The 17,496-nt window shown below is 41.5% G+C and carries 13 protein-coding genes; 7 read left to right on the forward strand and 6 right to left on the reverse strand.

The window, feature by feature from the left end:
- Nucleotides 1-104 precede the first annotated feature (104 nt).
- The 5 genes from ABD769_RS22925 to ABD769_RS22945 all read left to right on the forward strand — a co-directional run bounded on the left by ABD769_RS22925 (nucleotide 105) and on the right by ABD769_RS22945 (nucleotide 9,706).
- Nucleotides 105-1,250 carry a hypothetical protein gene (locus ABD769_RS22925; RefSeq protein WP_344853688.1) on the forward strand — a complete coding sequence of 382 codons (1,146 nt, stop codon included), beginning with the start codon at nucleotides 105-107 and terminating at the stop codon, nucleotides 1,248-1,250.
- Nucleotides 1,251-1,370: 120 nt separating this feature from the next.
- Nucleotides 1,371-6,368: a hypothetical protein gene (locus tag ABD769_RS22930; protein WP_344853689.1), complete on the forward strand. Its 4,998-nt coding sequence runs from the start codon at nucleotides 1,371-1,373 to the stop codon at nucleotides 6,366-6,368.
- A 1-nt stretch (nucleotide 6,369) separates the two neighbouring features.
- On the forward strand, nucleotides 6,370-7,620 hold the full coding sequence (locus tag ABD769_RS22935) for a 5'-methylthioadenosine/S-adenosylhomocysteine nucleosidase family protein (protein WP_344853690.1): 1,251 nt from the start codon (nucleotides 6,370-6,372) through the stop codon (nucleotides 7,618-7,620).
- Nucleotides 7,621-7,818: 198 nt separating this feature from the next.
- Nucleotides 7,819-8,637, forward strand: a complete 819-nt coding sequence (locus ABD769_RS22940; protein ID WP_344853691.1) for a hypothetical protein — start codon at nucleotides 7,819-7,821, stop codon at nucleotides 8,635-8,637.
- Nucleotide 8,638: 1 nt separating this feature from the next.
- Entirely contained in the window at nucleotides 8,639-9,706 is a 1,068-nt protein-coding gene (locus tag ABD769_RS22945) for a beta family protein (RefSeq protein ID WP_344853693.1), read from the forward strand.
- Here ABD769_RS22945 and ABD769_RS22950 read toward each other — a convergent pair.
- Entirely contained in the window at nucleotides 9,703-10,485 is a 783-nt protein-coding gene (locus ABD769_RS22950) for a sce7726 family protein (protein ID WP_344853694.1), read from the reverse strand. The two genes, ABD769_RS22945 and ABD769_RS22950, sit on opposite strands and share 4 nt — an antisense overlap.
- 207 nt (nucleotides 10,486-10,692) lie before the next feature.
- Here ABD769_RS22950 and ABD769_RS22955 point away from each other — a divergent pair, with 207 nt between their 5' ends.
- Nucleotides 10,693-11,310 (forward strand): helix-turn-helix domain-containing protein, encoded by a 618-nt coding sequence (locus ABD769_RS22955; protein ID WP_344853695.1) that lies wholly within the window; start codon nucleotides 10,693-10,695, stop codon nucleotides 11,308-11,310.
- 76 nt (nucleotides 11,311-11,386) lie between these two features.
- Nucleotides 11,387-12,142: a YwqG family protein gene (locus tag ABD769_RS22960; protein ID WP_344853696.1), complete on the forward strand. Its 756-nt coding sequence runs from the start codon at nucleotides 11,387-11,389 to the stop codon at nucleotides 12,140-12,142.
- 212 nt (nucleotides 12,143-12,354) lie between these two features.
- Here ABD769_RS22960 and ABD769_RS22965 read toward each other — a convergent pair whose 3' ends face one another.
- From ABD769_RS22965 to ABD769_RS22985, 5 genes are all read right to left on the reverse strand, one after another.
- The gene (locus tag ABD769_RS22965) at nucleotides 12,355-14,082 is read right to left on the reverse strand and encodes a phospholipase D-like domain-containing protein (RefSeq protein ID WP_344853697.1); all 1,728 of its coding nucleotides are present in this window, start codon (nucleotides 14,080-14,082) and stop codon (nucleotides 12,355-12,357) included.
- 136 nt (nucleotides 14,083-14,218) lie between these two features.
- Nucleotides 14,219-15,067 carry an alpha/beta hydrolase gene (locus ABD769_RS22970; protein WP_344853698.1) on the reverse strand — a complete coding sequence of 283 codons (849 nt, stop codon included), beginning with the start codon at nucleotides 15,065-15,067 and terminating at the stop codon, nucleotides 14,219-14,221.
- A 4-nt stretch (nucleotides 15,068-15,071) separates the two neighbouring features.
- The gene (locus ABD769_RS22975; RefSeq protein WP_344853699.1) at nucleotides 15,072-15,914 is read right to left on the reverse strand and encodes a hypothetical protein; all 843 of its coding nucleotides are present in this window, start codon (nucleotides 15,912-15,914) and stop codon (nucleotides 15,072-15,074) included.
- A gap of 32 nt (nucleotides 15,915-15,946) precedes the next feature.
- Entirely contained in the window at nucleotides 15,947-16,954 is a 1,008-nt protein-coding gene (locus ABD769_RS22980) for a hypothetical protein (RefSeq protein WP_344853700.1), read from the reverse strand.
- The gene (locus tag ABD769_RS22985; protein WP_344853701.1) at nucleotides 16,951-17,490 is read right to left on the reverse strand and encodes a hypothetical protein; all 540 of its coding nucleotides are present in this window, start codon (nucleotides 17,488-17,490) and stop codon (nucleotides 16,951-16,953) included. The genes ABD769_RS22980 and ABD769_RS22985 overlap by 4 nt, the downstream gene beginning before the upstream one ends.
- Between the last annotated feature and the right edge of the window lie 6 nt (nucleotides 17,491-17,496).

Raw genomic sequence — 17,496 nt, forward strand, 5'->3', positions numbered from 1 at the left:
GACGTCTTAGTGAAGTAAACGCTTTTGAGAAATAAGCAATAGTTCTCAGAAAGGCTGTAGCTGATCAAAAACAATGAATATTTAACATCATCATAAAATCTAAATTGATAGCAAAAAACAACGGTAACAGACAAATCATAATTCAGTATTTGGAGATGGTTTCCGAAGACGATTTAATCGATAATATTATCATCCCTATTTTTAGTAATCAGGGTTATTACGTTCATCGACGTAATACGCACGGACCTGGAGAGCATGGTGCAGACATTATCTTTTATCGCTATGTGAAGCTTTTTCAGGACTTCGAGTATGTAGTAGTTCAAGCTAAAGCTGAAAAAGCGACAGCCCAAAATGTATCAAAATTCGCTGGGCAAATCAACAGGGCACATAAAATACCAATACCGGGAAAAGCACATGCATCGATTTTTGCCAATTATGTCCTTTTTATAAACTCTAAAATGCATACAAATGATGCCAACTTTGAAATGCATTATCTTACAGATGTAAGGGCTAACACGAAAATTCTCACCCAAGACCAGCTTGTTGAGCTGATTTTCGAATTCAACGTTGTGCCAAAAGTTATCGAAGCTGAACTGGAATACTACAAAAGTAAAAGCACTGATGAGCACGACCAAAATATCATGTCGGTTTTGGTTGGTAACGATAATAACAAAATCAACGATCTTTTGGATCATCAGCTTAAAATCGATACAAGGGAAATTTCTCCGGATGTTAAAGCCGCCATTATTAATTATGTTTTCAAAAAGTGGGATGAGGACCATTCCTGGGAAGGTACAGCAAAACCCATGGGATGGTTAAACTACTATTTCGATTTCATTCAGCCGAGTCAATATGGAAAATTATTGAAGGTATTTAATGAATATGTTAGTTCCTATCCATCCCGTCAAGCCCAAGGAGATACGTTTCAGGTTATCAAAAAGATCACACCTATACAGATACATGATTTTATAGAGGATTTTATGAAGATTATGGCGAGGGATGCTCAAAATGGCAGTAAGGTCAAGAGCTACCCACTTTTAAAAACCAAATTTAAGGAGTATCTACAATCGAAGCTGCTACCTGGTAATTTAAAGAAAACTTCCAAGGTAATTGAAGATGCGCTAAATATCAGTGAACAATTACTAGGGGGTAGTAAAATAAAAGAAGATGAACGCAAGAAGCTGCAATTGGCTTACAGAGAGCTTAACCTCGAGTTGCATTACTATCTCTATCCTGAAGAACGGGAATAACTGCATTAACATTGTCATAAATTCAATGTAATGTGTTTTGCTTAACAAGGTGGATAATTATTTTTTTTGTTTCCAGGGTCAACAGCTCGGCAACCGTCAATCTTAAACTGAACGCTCTCAATGAAGTCAGAAGAAATTACAGTTTCAATCGAATTTGAAAGAAAATTTACATCTATCAATTTCGATATCTTTATAACGAAATATTATAATGCAAGCTTTGAAAATGAAGTCAAAATTATTGTTTTTGATTTCGGTCTCTTAGAATGGATCGGCTACGAACAACTTACATTTTTAAGTGCGTGGATTGAGGATCTGTTAGAAAAGAACAAGAAGGTATCGATTAAGCTTCAGAATGGTAATGACGTTTATAGTAAGAGCGATACTTTTAAACGGAGACAGCGTTGTCAATCGTTATTGATGCAGGACTGGCAGTTGGATAAATGTTTCAGTAGTCCAATCGACGTTTATAAAGGGGGGATACCGCTTAATTTAAAAAAAACCGGTGTGCCAGCTATACCATTTGAATTTATTCCCGTAATGGGCTACGATTTGGCTACCTTTGAAGAAGAGTTTAGTACACTTTTTAAGCTTCGTCTTAAAGAGTTTAAAAACTATTCAGAACGGGAAATAAGAACCAATACGGAATTAAACTATTTTGAGAATAAGTTTTTAAATTATTCGATCATCAAAGAGCTTTACTCCAATGTGTGTCAGCACGCCTATTCTACTGAAGGTGAAAATAATTGTTACATTTCACTTTATCATAATAAAAAGATTGAAAAGCTCGATAACGAACGGATTCTACAGCGCGTGCTTAAAGACCGGTACTCTGAGCGTCCAATAGAAGAAAGATTGTTTTTTAATGAAGACGTTGAAACCTTTAAAAACGATTCTTATGTAGAGATGACGTTTCTGGATTTTGGAGATGGTATTTCGCGTACATTAAGGGGGAAATTTGAAGCCCAGAATCCGGCATTTGTTTCCCATAAGTTATTTGGGAATGCTGATTCCCAGAATATAGATTCTTTAGTATTGGAATATGCTTTTCTACTTTTTACCAGTAAATATGAACTTGCCGAGGATCTTGCAGTACATGACTTTATTCCAAGAGGATTATATATCATTAAAGACATTGTTCGAAAGTATAAAGGCCTCATTATAGCCAGGAGCCGTAAGGGAAAGGTTGTTTTCGATTTTAGCGGAGAGGTCGATACAGACCCATTAAATTGCGTACGCTTTAGAGAGGATGATTTCAGCGAAACGGTTGCTGATTTTCCCGGAACTTCTATTACTATTGTTCTTCCTACCAGACAGAGAAAGAATGAAAGTCGGGAAAAAATTGAAATAGTCAAAGAACAGCCACGGAAGATCATTTTTCTTGGGCTCCTAAAATTATATACAGATCATTACAAACGTGGGTCAGAGGATGGGAAAATAAACGAGAAAAATTTCTATGACTCTTTTTTTCACGAAATATGCGTGATACTGAGTGAACTCAATGACCGGAGGGAAAAAATTTTAGTTTGTGTAAATTTCGCCGGTATTTCAAATGAACTCAAAGGGTTCTACGTCAAGCTTACTTATTTTTTATCCTATACCACACTGATAAATGATAATGTAGGGGCATTGATATTCAATATCTTGGAAAAAAATATAGCAAATGCGGTGCTTTGGCCGGACTCACAGATGAGTTCACTAGGCTTTTTTCCACATGTTATTCCTTGTATACATCCTGATCTGGAGGTTTCATGGCTCGGTATTTCCCCCTTCAAATTGGGCGAGAGATTAACTGAAGCATGGAAGGGCGACGACTCCTATGAACAAAATTATCTCCTGCATCCCGAGGAGATCAATGGAAATGTGTTAAAGGTCTACGCCATGACCAATCATTCAGTAATTAAATGTCGAATGCCGTTATTTTCTGAAATTATTGATAGGATTAGACTTCACCACACCAGGATGATTTTGCATGAGGTAAAAAATTCCGGTATCCGCTTTGATGATTTGATAGATTATGGGGTAGATGGCGAATTAAAACATGATTATAATGTGATTTTGAAAAGGGATCCGGGTGGAAGAAAGTTTCTTACTGCGAACGGCAAATATCAGGATGTATTTCTTTCTTTTATAGAAAAACTATATAAAAAGGAATATCGACGAATGATAGGTACTTTTTTTGTTTTCTCTTTTTTCTCTTCACCAAATGCAATAAACAGGGAGAGAAAAGCGGTCACCACCATTCTTACGGTGACATTAAGTAGTCAGCTGCTTGGCAAAGAGGTTAAAGACATTTTGGATACCCTTGCCCAGAATGAGGACGATTACCGGGAAATTCGTTTGATACCGTTATCAAGTTATTATGAATTCTATAAAGAGCCGAGATTTTCAGAAATCAGGAACAAAGATCAGGTTCTTGTGGTCAACGACGTAATTTCTACCGGAAATCTAAGTAGACGCATAATGGAAACTATCAAACGCAGGACGGATCAAGTTTCGATTATTATCCTCACTATTGTGGATAGCAGGCAGGATAATGAGAAGAAAAATTATGCCGAAGATAATATAATACCCCTCGCTAACTATGTGGTAGAGAAAGGAGATGCCCATAGTATCGATTTTGCTCATGAGCCAATTTGGATCAACCCCATATTGAATGCACCGACAACAATGAGTGTTGGTAAAAGTAATATCCAAAATGTACTTTTGTCTCCTTCCGAGTTCTTAGATTGTATTCAGGACGAAAGGTTTTTTAAAGTAGGCCTTTTTCATATCAATACTGTTTATCACGCATATTATCTGCAAACGGATAACCTGTTCAAGCAGATATCCGGGCTCGAGCAACCGCAGGACTTCGAACTTCTTACGCGCATGATCGAGAGGCTTCAAGAGAGAAGAAAGGAATTTTTGCGAACTAGCCTGAATCATGACTATGCTAAACTGGAAGCGAGGTTATTAAATGGGATAAAAGCAGATAGGGAACAGATAGCAGGAAAGTTCAAAGAACTTGAAAAACTTATCGCTGACGTGGATCCAGGGGAAGACAATATTGATTTTGTCTTTTACCCATTCCTTTCGGCTGTCTCCCATTTTGAACATGAAATCAATACAATTCTCAAAGCGTTCAAGGGAAAAAATGGTATTGAGATATATCCCATACCCCGCATCATGACACCTCGCGGTTGGCGATTTACTTTCCCGCCCAAATTTCTTAACCATATTACTAGTCAAAAAAATATTTTGATCCTAGACGACGGCTCTTGCTCGGGAGAGACGATTGTACAAATGATCGATACGATCAGTTTCTTAAAGGTTAAAGAGATTACCGTACTTTCGGTATTCGCAAGATTAGAGGATTTCAACCGTGAGTTTCTGACGAGAATTAATGAAATTAAAGTAGACCAGCATTCGATTCCACTACGCGTGTATTTTGGCTCACATTTTAATATGCCTGTATATTCAAAGTCAACTCATCCGTATGCGGCTGAATTTGAGGATCTTGAGAGTTTTACAAAGCCACATATTCCCGACCCGGTAAAAAACTATGCGATTACTCGCAGAGACCAGATTAACGGCAATATACAAGAATTTCAAAATGCCAGACCGCTAATCCCTGAAGCTATATCCCGAAAAGAGATGTTCCGGATTAGAAATGTTGTTGGAAAGTTTGATAGCTACCGGCTTTACAAGGAAGATGATCCCAAAATGTCGTTTAAAGGGCGTGGGAAATCTTCAAAAGAGTATATCGTAGACCTGATATCTTCTGAAAACGGATTCCAAGCTATGATAGCGGTATTGGTTCATGAGCCCCGGCTGATCCGTTCGCTAAACCAGGTTTATCCAACGATTATCAACTACATAAATGAGCGGTTTTACAATATTTTTGTATTGCGCACTGAAGAATGTCCCCTCACTTTAAAACTTTATTACTTTAGGATACTGAGCTTTATCAATATTGGAATTCTGATCAATATCGATGTAATGACGGAAATTTTTCTAGAAATGAACGAGACTATAAAGGACGAGGAGAGCATTGCGGACAAGGAGGAGATTTATGAAGCGTTCAATTACCATGCATTTATTCTTTATTGTATTAAGCATAACCGGTTACTTAATTATGAGGATCTGAATAAGGAGTCGCTTAAAATTCGCTTAAGTAATTTTGTCGAAGAACTTGCCGGTAAATTTTTATTAATGAGCGAAGAAAAGCCAGTTTTTTTTAACCTAATTAAGGAGTTTTTGCAACAGTTCAGGATAGATTCCCTAACGAGTTCATCTTCTAAACTTGTGCAGGCAATGATTAGTCTTAAAAATTACTATTTCGACGTAATCGGAAAGGACGATCATCCAGTGTTGTACAGCAGGCTACAAGAATTCTATTTAGAGTATGTGGTAGAAGAAGATCCCGATAAACAATTAAAGGTATTAGCCGAATATGCTGATGACTTAAGGACAATAAGAGATTATGTGAATGACTCTGTGTTGCCGATTATCGAAGGGCTGATCCCGATTAAAAGTTTAGTATACAATTTTAAGATACGGCAAACGGAAATGACAGCTAGGGTCGCCATGGCAAGCTTAGACAGGCTTTTAAGCGCTGATGTATCAATGAAGATAACAGATGCCTCGGAACGAAAAGTAGTCTTTGATAGTCTTACGGATTTGAATAATAGTATTTTAGAACCGGAATCTGCATTTACAGGTAATTTTAAATATATCGGATTTGATCTGAGGAACCTTGTGCAGAACTGGTTCGGCAAAGAACGAACAAAAAAACGTTTTAGGGCTGCCAACATTAACTTCAATGTTTCGTTTGCAGCTTCCATAGCTTCCTTGAATATCGCGAGCCACCCGCAATTGTTTAGAATTCTGGTAAAAGAAATAACAAATAATGCAATCAAGTATTCACCAAACTCCTCTTGCTCTCTAAATTTTGAAATAGATAAAACAGATCTGTTAATCAACTATGCTCAGAGCTCCAATAAGATAATGGACAAAGTTGGAGGAAGGGGGATTAGCGATTTTGCCCATATTGCGCATATACATGGTGGGCAATTCACCGAAAAAGACAAAATAAACTATGCTTTTGAATTTAAATTTCCAATCTCAATAATTATTTAACATGGAACACCAATACGACCTATCGAAACCATTACATATCTTTTTTAATGAGACACCGATTAACGAAAAAGACAATTCTGATAGCCAAACGAAGAATTTTTCGCAATTAATCGCTAATATTCCCAAAATACAATATCTGGAGATCGAATATAAAATTGAAAAATTTTTGTTGCTTCTAAGTTTGATGCCGGATGAGCTGGAAATTTATGTCTGGATACATCCTAATATCAAGAGAACTATGGGGAGTGATACTGAATATCCGCCGCTCATTGTAGCAGATAGTCTGCGTGTAAATCACCCGGAAATACGCTTTAGGTTAATTTCAAGACATCCGTTGTCCGCTCCTGCGGAGATTAAAAGCAAATACACAATAGATCAGATAACAACTATTATAGGTTTAGATATTCAGCCACAGAAATTATCTGAAATCAGAAAGACTAGGGTCATTTCCAAAAATACAAGTTCTAAAAAGACTGTTGATTTTGCAATTGTAACCGCTCTTTTTAAGGATGAGTTTGAATCGCTCGTTGAAGTATTTAATTTGGAAAAGGACGCCAAGGTTAATCTTGGAGGCAAAAGTGTGTACACTGGTAAGCTAAAATCTTACCCTGAAAAAAATATTGTTGCAGTTTATCAAACTGATGTTGGCATAACTGAAGCCAGTGCGTTGGTAACCGAAGTTATCAGGGAATTTAAACCACGTTATGTTTTTATGACAGGCGTGTGCGGCGGAGCAGTGGGAACTAAATTGGGTACAGTAGTTATTGCTAAGTATATCTTTAGATTTCATAAAGGAAAACTTGAAGATGATCGTTTTCTGCGGGAGTTAGAATTTGTAAAGATTGACGAGTTGCTTATCCGGTCTGTGAAAGAAGGCGATTCTAAGAATATTAATTTAGTTAAAGCTCAACTGATAGGCAGCCCGACACTGAATGAAAGGTTTCATAAGTTTAATTTCCAGTCTTTAAAATCTATCATTGACCCTATGGCTTGCACTGAATATGTTGTCGATAAAAAAGATTATTTTAAGGAAGTCATTCAGAGTATAGACAGAAAAGCAACAGCTGTTGAAATGGAAAGTTATGGGGTCGCCCGTGCTACAGAAACATCAGGAAGAGGAGAGACAAAAGCCCTGATCATAAAGTCGGTAATGGATAATACAACTGCTAAAAATGATAAGGCAAAAGGCTATGCCTCTTATACCAGTGCAATGTATCTTAATGCGCTCTTGGAAAGCGGAACTATCGTATAAGGGATTGTAGGTAAATTGTGCAGGAGACTTTGCCCTGAATTCACATTCGCTTTTGTCGGAACTGTGATGGAGACGATGATTTTTGTCTTACCAAGCTAATCAGTGCACATTCCTGCCGGAAGTGTTAATAATTGGCTAGAGCTTTAGGGAATGATTGTCTTAGGATTTTATTATATTTATAGTAACAGATAGTAGATTGTGCCGAAATATACCAAACAGATTGTAGTTTTTATCGATATCTTGGGCTTTAGCAACATGCTGCCCGATTTTGAGAAAGAGGCAATGGATAATGACAGCTCAGAAGATGAACTGTACCATCAGTCGCCGACATTGAACAGGTTATTGCAGATATTCCAGGATTCGGTGAGATGGATCCGGGAGAAAAGCTGCAACCATTACCTTTTTAGTGATAATATCTGCATTACCATTGACTATGTGGTTGAGGAAACCGAGCAGCCAACGCTTTTTTTGGAGATCCTCCAGCTGGTAAACCTATTGAACTATGAATTTATCAGGGAGGGTTATTTTATTAGAGGTGGTATAGATGCAGGTTGGTTTTTAGACAGTAGCGATATGGCAGCAGGGGTGCCATTGGTCAATGCATATAGATTGGAAAGTGAAACAGCGGTGCATCCCCGGGTGATTGTATCCGATTCTTTTTATTCTGTTATCTTGCAGATGCGTAGTTTGGGGAATTTCAGTTCAGATGAAGAATCAGTGCTGGATAGGCTACTGGTTGAGGAGGATGGGGTGAGGTTCATCAACGGATATGCACATATCCAGAATTTTGAGGATAGTGCGGGAAAAAAAGATTACCTTATGATTTGCCGTGGAAAGATAAGTGCTGCATTGGACAAGTATAATGGAATTGCACGGGTGCATGCAAAATATAAATGGACGGCAGAGAAGTTTGATGCTTTTCTGGAAGACTATATCCAAAACCAGGAAAGGTATGAAATTGCGGAAACATGGGAAGAACAGGAGCTTTTGGCGATCAGAGATTTAAAGATAAATTAAGATGGATTATAAATATTTTCCTGTTCTCAGGGCAAGACAGCAGGAGATCGATGTGCTGCAGAAATTCGATTTTGGTGACCGTATGGTTCCCTTGATTGAAATTATCAAGGAAAAGGATCGTAAGGATAACCAGCGTAGCCCTTTTCAGATCTATTCGGATATCATTGCAAATACCCAGGCTGAAAAAGTATTGATGGATCTGCCTATTTATCTGGCGCCAAAGGTGAGCACCAGCTCCGAGGTGAGGACATTTTTCCTTTCGACAATAAGTCGACTGGATGCGCGTGTTGGATTTTACGCGCAGTTTTCTGCCATGGCGGGTAAGTTGATCCCCGTAATATCCATCCTTGAACCCATATCCGAGGAAAGGGACACATTAATCAGACAGTTCGATGCGCTGTCGGATATTTTCCCCCAGCTCGCTTTCCGGATTTACAATGAACGTTTTGATCTAGCATTTGAGCAGCTTCAACAGCTCGTGTTAAGGGATAATGATATCATTATCTATGATCTGGAAAAGACCAGTATTACAAATCCCATAGTGAAAAAACACCGCAAATATCTGCGAGATATATTTCCGGACAATTTTCAAGTGGTCGTTAGAAGTGCCATCAATACGGATATCCAGAATGTAGATCTTGAACACGAACAGGTAATCTCCCTGGCGGACAATAGTCTAATGGAGCTTTTTTCGCTCCCACAATATGGTTTTGATGCTTTTGGTGATTATGCCGGCGTGAAACGAGATGATTTGAATGCCGGCGGTGGCATCAGTCCCGGGATGGTTTTTTACAATCCGGATGACAACTTGTATTATGGTTACCGCGGACCAACAAAAAATCTTTCAGAATTTGAGACCACCATTATTCCAGCGGTGTTAAACAGCGGATATGTGCAGCATTGGGTGAATACTGGATCACAATATGTGAATGGGAATTTAGGTTATGACCGGTTGGTGAGGATCAGTCAGAATGAAGAGCCTGCTAAGAACCAGGCTAAATACAAATGGATTTCGATTATGCACTACCTTCATTCGATGAAAACGTTGATCGAACAGGGAGCGATTTAGAAGTTTTTTTGATAGAGCAATGATGGTTGTTCCTGTGTGCTGAAGAAAAACTGGAAGTCGATAGGTAGGATCTGTCCGTGATGTTCGCGTACAAAATTCCATTTATCCTGGTAGCGTTTTTTTAGCGCGAGTTTGAATTTTTTATTGATCATTGCAGGCTTGGTTTCCAGTGAAATGCTTTCCAGGTCATCCCTTTTTCCTCCGAAAAATAATGTCAGTTCTTTCGCCGTCAACATCTCCAGTTGACATAGTGAACAGATTTTATCATTTTTTAAAGCTTTGCGGTGCTGTTTGAGAGCATTTTTGCCGATGACCATAATGCCATACCCGGAAGGTAGGTCACGCTCTGCCCTTGAAAGGTGTTTTTCATCCAATATAATTGTGTTGTACTCAAAAACACTGGTGTAGTCCAAGCTCTGTTTGTCAAGTTTGTCCAGATTATCCAGTGCGGTCTTGATTTCGTAGCAGCGGCTGACACCATTAATGCTCGCAAAATCCGCACGGCTTTCACCGACCCTGATCTCGAATGCAGCAACGGTATCCTTTAGCAGGTAACGTTTGGCAATCTGGTATTTAATCAGCTCCTCGCCTCTGTAATTTCCGCACAGCAATCTGTTGACCTCTAGGTGGAGCGAGTATTTATCGAAAGCTGAGTAATTGCTTCCAGGAACAATGGCTTCCAAAAGTTCACGCAACTTCTTTGGATAAAGTAGTGGAGAATAGCTTCTTGCGAGGCTATTGGCCAATATCGGCGTGATTTTATTTGATAAATTAGGCATGGCGTTGTTGTACAAAGGTAATCATAAGGCGATAAGAAAGACAACCTTTTTTGCTGAAAAACGGGATAATTCCATTTAATATTGTTTGTAGGGGATCAAGAATATTACAGGGCAACGGTATAAATGTGAAGTCATTTCTACGTGTTCATCTCATTGGGTTCTCAAAATTATTAAGTTGATAGGAGGTTCAACTGGACTTTTGGCAAGGTGCATTTGGTGATCTGCGGGGATCTATTTGATCGCGGGAAACAGGTTGCGGAGTTTTCATGGTTGTTGTATTCGTTGGAGGAAAAAGCAAAGGCGGCTGGTGGTTATGTGCATGTGATTTTGGGTAATCATGATATCATGAACCTTTCGGGTGATTTTAGGCATGTTGACCGGAAGTACATGCGGATTGCAGAAAGCTTAGGGTTGGATTATATCCGGTTGTTTGATGAAGATACGGAACTGGGCAGATGGCTGCGCACCAAAAATGTGGTTGAGAGGGTCGGAGATTATTTATTTGTGCATGGTGGTATATCTCCAGAGGTATTGAAACTGGACCTGTCTCTGCAGCAGCTTAATGATATCGCCCGTCCTTATTATGGGGTGGCTAAGAAAGAATTGCCTGTTTCTGTGCGGCCGATTTTTGGGAAAGGGGTGTTTGGTGTGGTGATAGACAGGATGATGCTGGAGGCTGAGGTATTGCTGTTGGAAACCACGGTCGCGATAAAGGAGGTGGCTTACGAACTGGGCTTTTCTGAACTGAGTTATTTTTTGACCTATTTTAAGCGGGTAAAGGGCGTGAACCCGGTTGAATTCCGTAGGCTGGGAAAGAAAGGGTAGATACTTTGTTGTGATAATGATTTAAACAGGTAAATTCGGATGTTGGCTATAATATAACAAGCAGGCGTTAAACAGCATGATACCAGAATTTTTAGATGAATTTAGAGATGAACTTGAAAAGTTTAAACTTGAAAGCATAAAGATAAAAGCAAGCCCAAATAGCGGCGGCAAACCGCTAAGCTTTACGCAGAGTAAATTTTTGGGAAAACCATATTTGCCAACCGGCATTGAGTACCCGAAAGACAAACTGGGTAGCCCTATGATACTGTTGGCGCAGATCAACTTTGCGGAAACCCCACCACTCGAAAATTATCCCACTGAAGGTATTTTACAGTTTTTTATTTCCCCGACAGAATGGTATGATATGGAGGATTATAAAATTCTTTTCCATAAGACCATCGAGGGTGAATACCAGAGAGATTTCTCTTTCCTAACTGAAGAACTGTATGGGGAAAGTCCGGTGTATTGCGAGCATACATTGGCTTTTGAAAAAAATGTTGAATACGGGGGATACGAGGACTTTAGGTTTGACATGGATTTTGGCGGTAAAGGTTATGATGGGTTTCAGGAAAAGTTAACCGAAGGGCAAAAAACCGAAATGGATGGTATCCTTGATGGAACCGGACATAAGATAGGCGGTTACGCATTTTTTACGCAATCTGACGTTAGGGATTATAATGAAAAACAGAAAGAGGATATTTTGTTGCTACAGATAGATACTGATGAAGAGATTATGTTTGGAGATTCCGGGGTTGGGAACTTATTTATCAGCCCTGAAAGTTTAAAAGAGAAAGATTTTGAGAAAGCCTGGTTCAATTGGGACTGTTGTTAAACCAAACAGGATTTATAACAAAGATGCCATTTTAATTAACGGCATCTTTGTTTCAGGCAGCAATAAAACTCGTTAACGGTATATCTGAACGAAGTGCTTACACTTTGTGAGTGTGGTTATTGGCAGGTGATAACAATAGATCAGGTATGTTTCGGTCCTGTACCGATATTTACGCACTATTTTTTTTATTTCGGATTGCCTGAAATTGCTATTCAGGATGAGAATAGTTCACGGTCCCTGATTTTTCTTGGATCGGTATAGTATTCTTTCCACCATGGTGTATCACCATCATTCTTGGGCGGTTTTGCCAGGGTCAATTTTTTTCCTTCGTCACTGGCTTTTTTGCGTGCGATCCTAAAGTGATAGTGATCAAAAATGCGAAGGGCCTCGATCATATAAGCAACCGCTATCCGGCGGTCTTTTATCAGGAGTAAGTTTTCACCATTGGACAGATCTGCGGGATTGGAGAAATTATATGAACCCATATAGACCCGGGCAGTCGGTTTGTCGAAATCGATGACCACGAATTTATGGTGCAGGCGCGTACCGCTACCACCAACCGACTCTGATTTAAAGGGCTCGGGCACATGCTCGTCAAGTGTTTCGGCGCTTACCGGCGCATAGTTGCCATCAGGTTTGAGCAGTTCGAATCCGCCAATTTCCTTATCGGCCATGCCGTATACGAATATGCCGGGATCGAAGGTTGCTTTTGTAAGTGCGGCCCTTACAGGTCCCCCGGTCTGTGCCAGAAATGCCAAAGAGTAGAAAAGGTTGGAGCCGGTATTGGCAATGTCTTCACCTATCTTGTCCAACTGGGCGTTGTCAGCGATGTGCGGGGAGAAAGTGACTGAGGCATCAATGCCTTCCAGTCCCAGATTTTGCCACTTTGCCGACTCGGTCGAACCAAATAATGCGGCGTCATTTTTATTGGTCCAGTAGTTATTAAATGCTTTTAGAAATAGGTTCACTGCGTTTTCTCCATGCATGATGATCGCATTATTGCCCTGCACAAAGAAACCCCTCCATGAGTAATTTGTAGAACCGCAAACAACTGTCTTCTGGGTCGGGCTTTGCACAATTATGGTTTTATTGTGCTGGAGTTTTCCCATAATCTGCCTCCTGACGTGATCTCTCCCTGCGCTTGCCACTAAACGCTGTTCTGCAGCGTTTTCTGCCGAGCCCTCCTCGCCATGGGAGCCATCCTCATCGATAATGATCATCAGTCGGTCTTTCAGTTGCTCGAGAAGCGAAACCATATCAGGGAGGTTCAGGTCATAAGCCACTACATATACTTTAGCCTGGGAATCCGCAACAGCATTTTCAAGGACGGTCATGATCTCCTTCCTGGCCTCAAAACCCATCCATTCCAAAGCTTCTTTTGATTTTGGGTGACTACCTGTAAAATCCAGTCCATCTTTGGCTTTTGATGGCAGCAGGGTTTTTATTTCGCCATAAGTTTCAAAACGGTTGACAAAAGCCTGTGAAGAAACAAAGCCCCTTGTAAAGGAAACGTTCAGCTGTCCGGGATAGGTCTGGTGAAACAGCTGGATGGCTACCTGCTGGTATTCCCCGTAGCTTAATATGCCTTCCCGGCTCATGAATACAGGTGATACCCGGTATAGATAATCACCCTTGATATCGGCGTGCCAGGGGAAATGTACCCAGCGGAATTTTTGTATGGGTGAAAGCCGGGTGGACAGGATGTTCGGGTTTACCGCACCTTCGCTATCCGCAAATGCAAGCCGGTTGGTTACCGGATAGAATTTCTTGCCTTCCGGTTCCATGTATTCGATGGCAAAGCCCACGAAGTCTATTGGTAATTCTTCGCCTTTCCAATTCATGGCGAGTAAAGCCATGCCTTCCCCGCGGTAGGCTTTTAACGTAAAAAGGGCGTCTTCGCTTCCTCCGGAAACTTCAAATGCAGTTGTTGAGTTTGTCATGGTTAATTTAGTTTGTTTTAAGCGTTATATTTCTGTACTGTTGTGCGTTATTTTGTGGAATGTTACCTACAATCTACGCCTATTTTATCAATGATTTATCTATGCTGGTGTTAAGTTTATGTTTCCTTATGGTAATTCAACGCTCACCTAATTCATTCAGCCAATAGTATGCCTGTCTGTGCATGGCGAGCTTTCTTTGCGGAAGGTGACGTTTTGAAGATTGCCCCATCGTGGTAGATATAACGGCACTGTTCTCCTGGTCCTGCCAATAGTCTCCGTGTGTAAGCCCGGTAGCGCAGTCACCTGCAGACCAGAAACTTTTAGGGTTCCCTTTAAGTCCTAATGCAGAAGGGAAAAAACCTTCTCCGGCGAGCGTCTGTCCTGCGGGGAATGCAACGCGGAGGATGTTGTCCGAGTTGGAATGCAGGCCGAAAAATTTCTTTTCGCTCAGTCGGACAGGATATAGACGGCCGTAGCGGTCGTTGACCATAAAGCCCGGTACTGCTGCTGCCATTAGTATGCTAAGGCGAAATCTTCCGGCCATTTCAGGGTAGCGGGACTCGGCGTGGAGGATTGTTTCCAGAACAAGTCTACAGCCGAGGGAATGTGCGATGAGTATTATCGGTGTGTCGGGCTTTGCCTTGGCCAGATCAACCAGGTAATCTGAAAGCATAGCTGCGCAGCGCAGGGACTTGGGTACCTGCTGGGCATAACTGAGTTTGGACGCGAGGGCATTGGTCAGATTGCCGGGCCAGAATAACCTGCAGATCGACTTTGGCATCGAGCTGGTGGCTGTCGATCTTTTTAGGTTGGCAAGGAAGGCGTCAAAACTGTCCATTGCCTGCTTATAGTTATTGTTGAACCCATGGACCAGAATGATGATTGGCCTGCTGTCCAGCGGAAGGGTTCCGTGCTGCCTGATGTCGGTGGAAAGACGGCCAGATAGGTGGTCATTTCGAAGGCTGAGCTCAAAGTAATGTTCCATCGGTTTACTTCTTGTGTGAGCGGATAACAGCGATGATATCGTGGAAAAGTCCGGCAAGGAAAGCCCCAAGATAACCGATGATCAGTGCGGCTATCAATATCCCAAAGAAATGGCCGCTTTCTGCGAAAAGAAAGGAACCGGCCAGTGAGATGGATATTGCAACGGCAAATGAAACCAGGCGCATTCTTTTCTTCCATAGGTAAGCGGTCCTGATCTGAAAAGCATCAATGCGGCGCTGGATATGGGCGCTGATCCTATTGCGGGAATAATTCATCCTTTCCGCCTGGACCTGGGGATAATAATCAGCATCAGTCGGTTGATCGGGTGATCTGAAATAGAAATTATAGCGGTAAGATACTACCGTCCAATAATCATCCTGCATCTCATCGCTCTTGATCTCTTTTCCGATAAGCTCTGCAAGCAATATCGGATGTCTTTTCGGCCTTTCCAGCAGGGCCTGGGTTCCCAGGGCCAATTGACCGGAAAGATTGGCTATGCCAAGGCTGTACAGCGCCCGCCCATCTCCGGCAATGGTCAGTTTTAAAAGGGTTTCGATACCTCCGGGTGCTGCGAAATCCGCATCATATGGATAGACTTTTTCCTGCTCAGGGATTTCATCATAGTGCTTTCGGGCAGTCTCCCTGATTGCGTCCAGTTGTGTGGGGCTCAGCTTGAGCCAGTCAGCCAGGCGCCTTGCATGAAAGCGGATACGTATAAATGATTTGTAATAGGTGATTACGGTCATGGTCAGAAAGCCGATGGCCAGCGTAGCGGACAGGAGCTGGCTTGGCCAGTTGTTCAACAGGTCAGTGATCTGGTCCTGTAATGGATGATTTTGTAAAAGCATTAACATAGCAATTGATTGATGGATCTAAGATATCAAATTATTGTCTTCTTGCAGGCGGTGGTGATGCAGGCGCTGGAGATTATCCTGCACCTATTTGATGGTATAACCCACGTAGAAAAAACCGAGGTTTTATCTTTGGTGGCTGTTCCTGCTTTGAAGATATCATTGAACTGCACTGCGGCACCGCCGTTGATGCTGGTCACCTTTTTAGGGTCCGCAAAGAAAATGCCCAGTCCGGTATTGACCGGATTGCCAGGTGTTTTGAAGTTTGCCCTGGCATAGCCGTTGAAGCCCAGTACGTTCTGGTCAAATAGGTAGGGCAAAAATCCAAGGTCTGCCTTCAGTGGATAATAGGTATGCTGCAGGTAGGAGCCTATTTTTCCTGTTTCTACGGTGCTGACACTATTAGGTGCTGACTGGGCAACCAGTGTATTGATCTGGCCGTCATCAAGATCATCGATGTTGTTGCCCCTGTGTACACCAAGCGAGGCACCAAAGAAGGTGTAGAGCTGTTTGGTGGTGTTAATGTTATTGACCCAGACCTTGTTGAAATGCAGATCAAGGAATGGAAGGTAACGGTTGGTCTTGCTGAGCGTTGAGGAAGAAAGATCGATCAGCTTATAGCGGTCGTAGCGGTATCCCGCTTTGAGATAGAGCAGATAATCGTTGGTGGTGGAACTGGTTTTGTATGGCCGGTGGCCTGAAATGCCAAAGTTCAGGTTGATGCCGTAATTGATGGCCGACTTTCCCTTACTTACGATACTGCCGATCCCATCGTCTGAACTGATTTTGATTTCTGTCCCGTAAAGCCATCTGAAGTTACCCAGTAGTCCGGTGGTGCGCACATCGTATCCTGTTTTTTTGACCTTGTTAAAACCCAGTGTCGCAGATTTATCAGAGGTATTGATGCGCAGGCCTGCCCAGGGGCTGTTGGAAAGAAAGATAGAAGATTCGCCCTTGGCATCCTCGAAAATGGTCTGTGCTGAAGCGGTTGAATATATCAGTACCGCTGTTATGCAGAAAATTATGGTCTTTTTCATCTTTTGATCTTAATGGTGCTGGTGATGGTGTCATAGGTGTGTGAAAGGGTCAGTTTTTTCTCCTTGCTGAATTTCAGCAGTGTATCACCCTTGGTGCTGATGGCGGTAATGGCCAGTGTGTAATCAAATGGCTTCACGTCTGCAGAAACAGTAGAGCTGATGGGGAAGGTGGTCGCGGTATCCCCGATGGCAACATAGGCTGACATGATGTAAGCGTCGCCTTCTGCGTTTTTGGTGAGACAGTGGTCAGCAAACTCATCCCCATCAAATTTAAGTGAGGAGATGTCCAGACTGCCGAATTTGCTTGAGGTATATTTAACTTCCAGTTTGATGAATTGGGAAGAGTCCCTGCCCTCAAGATCCTCAAAGCAAGGTGGTGGCAATGAAACAGACTCAGTGGTGTCCGGGCTTGCGCTGCCCTCCAGCTCTGTTTTTCGGTTCAGGTTAAAAAAGTAAAATACAGCGATCAGGAAGATCACAATAAGTACAATGATGATCCAGGTCCTTTTTGATGGAGGTGTATTGTGCTGTGCCATAATTGG

Source organism: Pedobacter jeongneungensis (genome assembly GCF_039538295.1).
Lineage (GTDB): Bacteria > Bacteroidota > Bacteroidia > Sphingobacteriales > Sphingobacteriaceae > Pedobacter > Pedobacter jeongneungensis.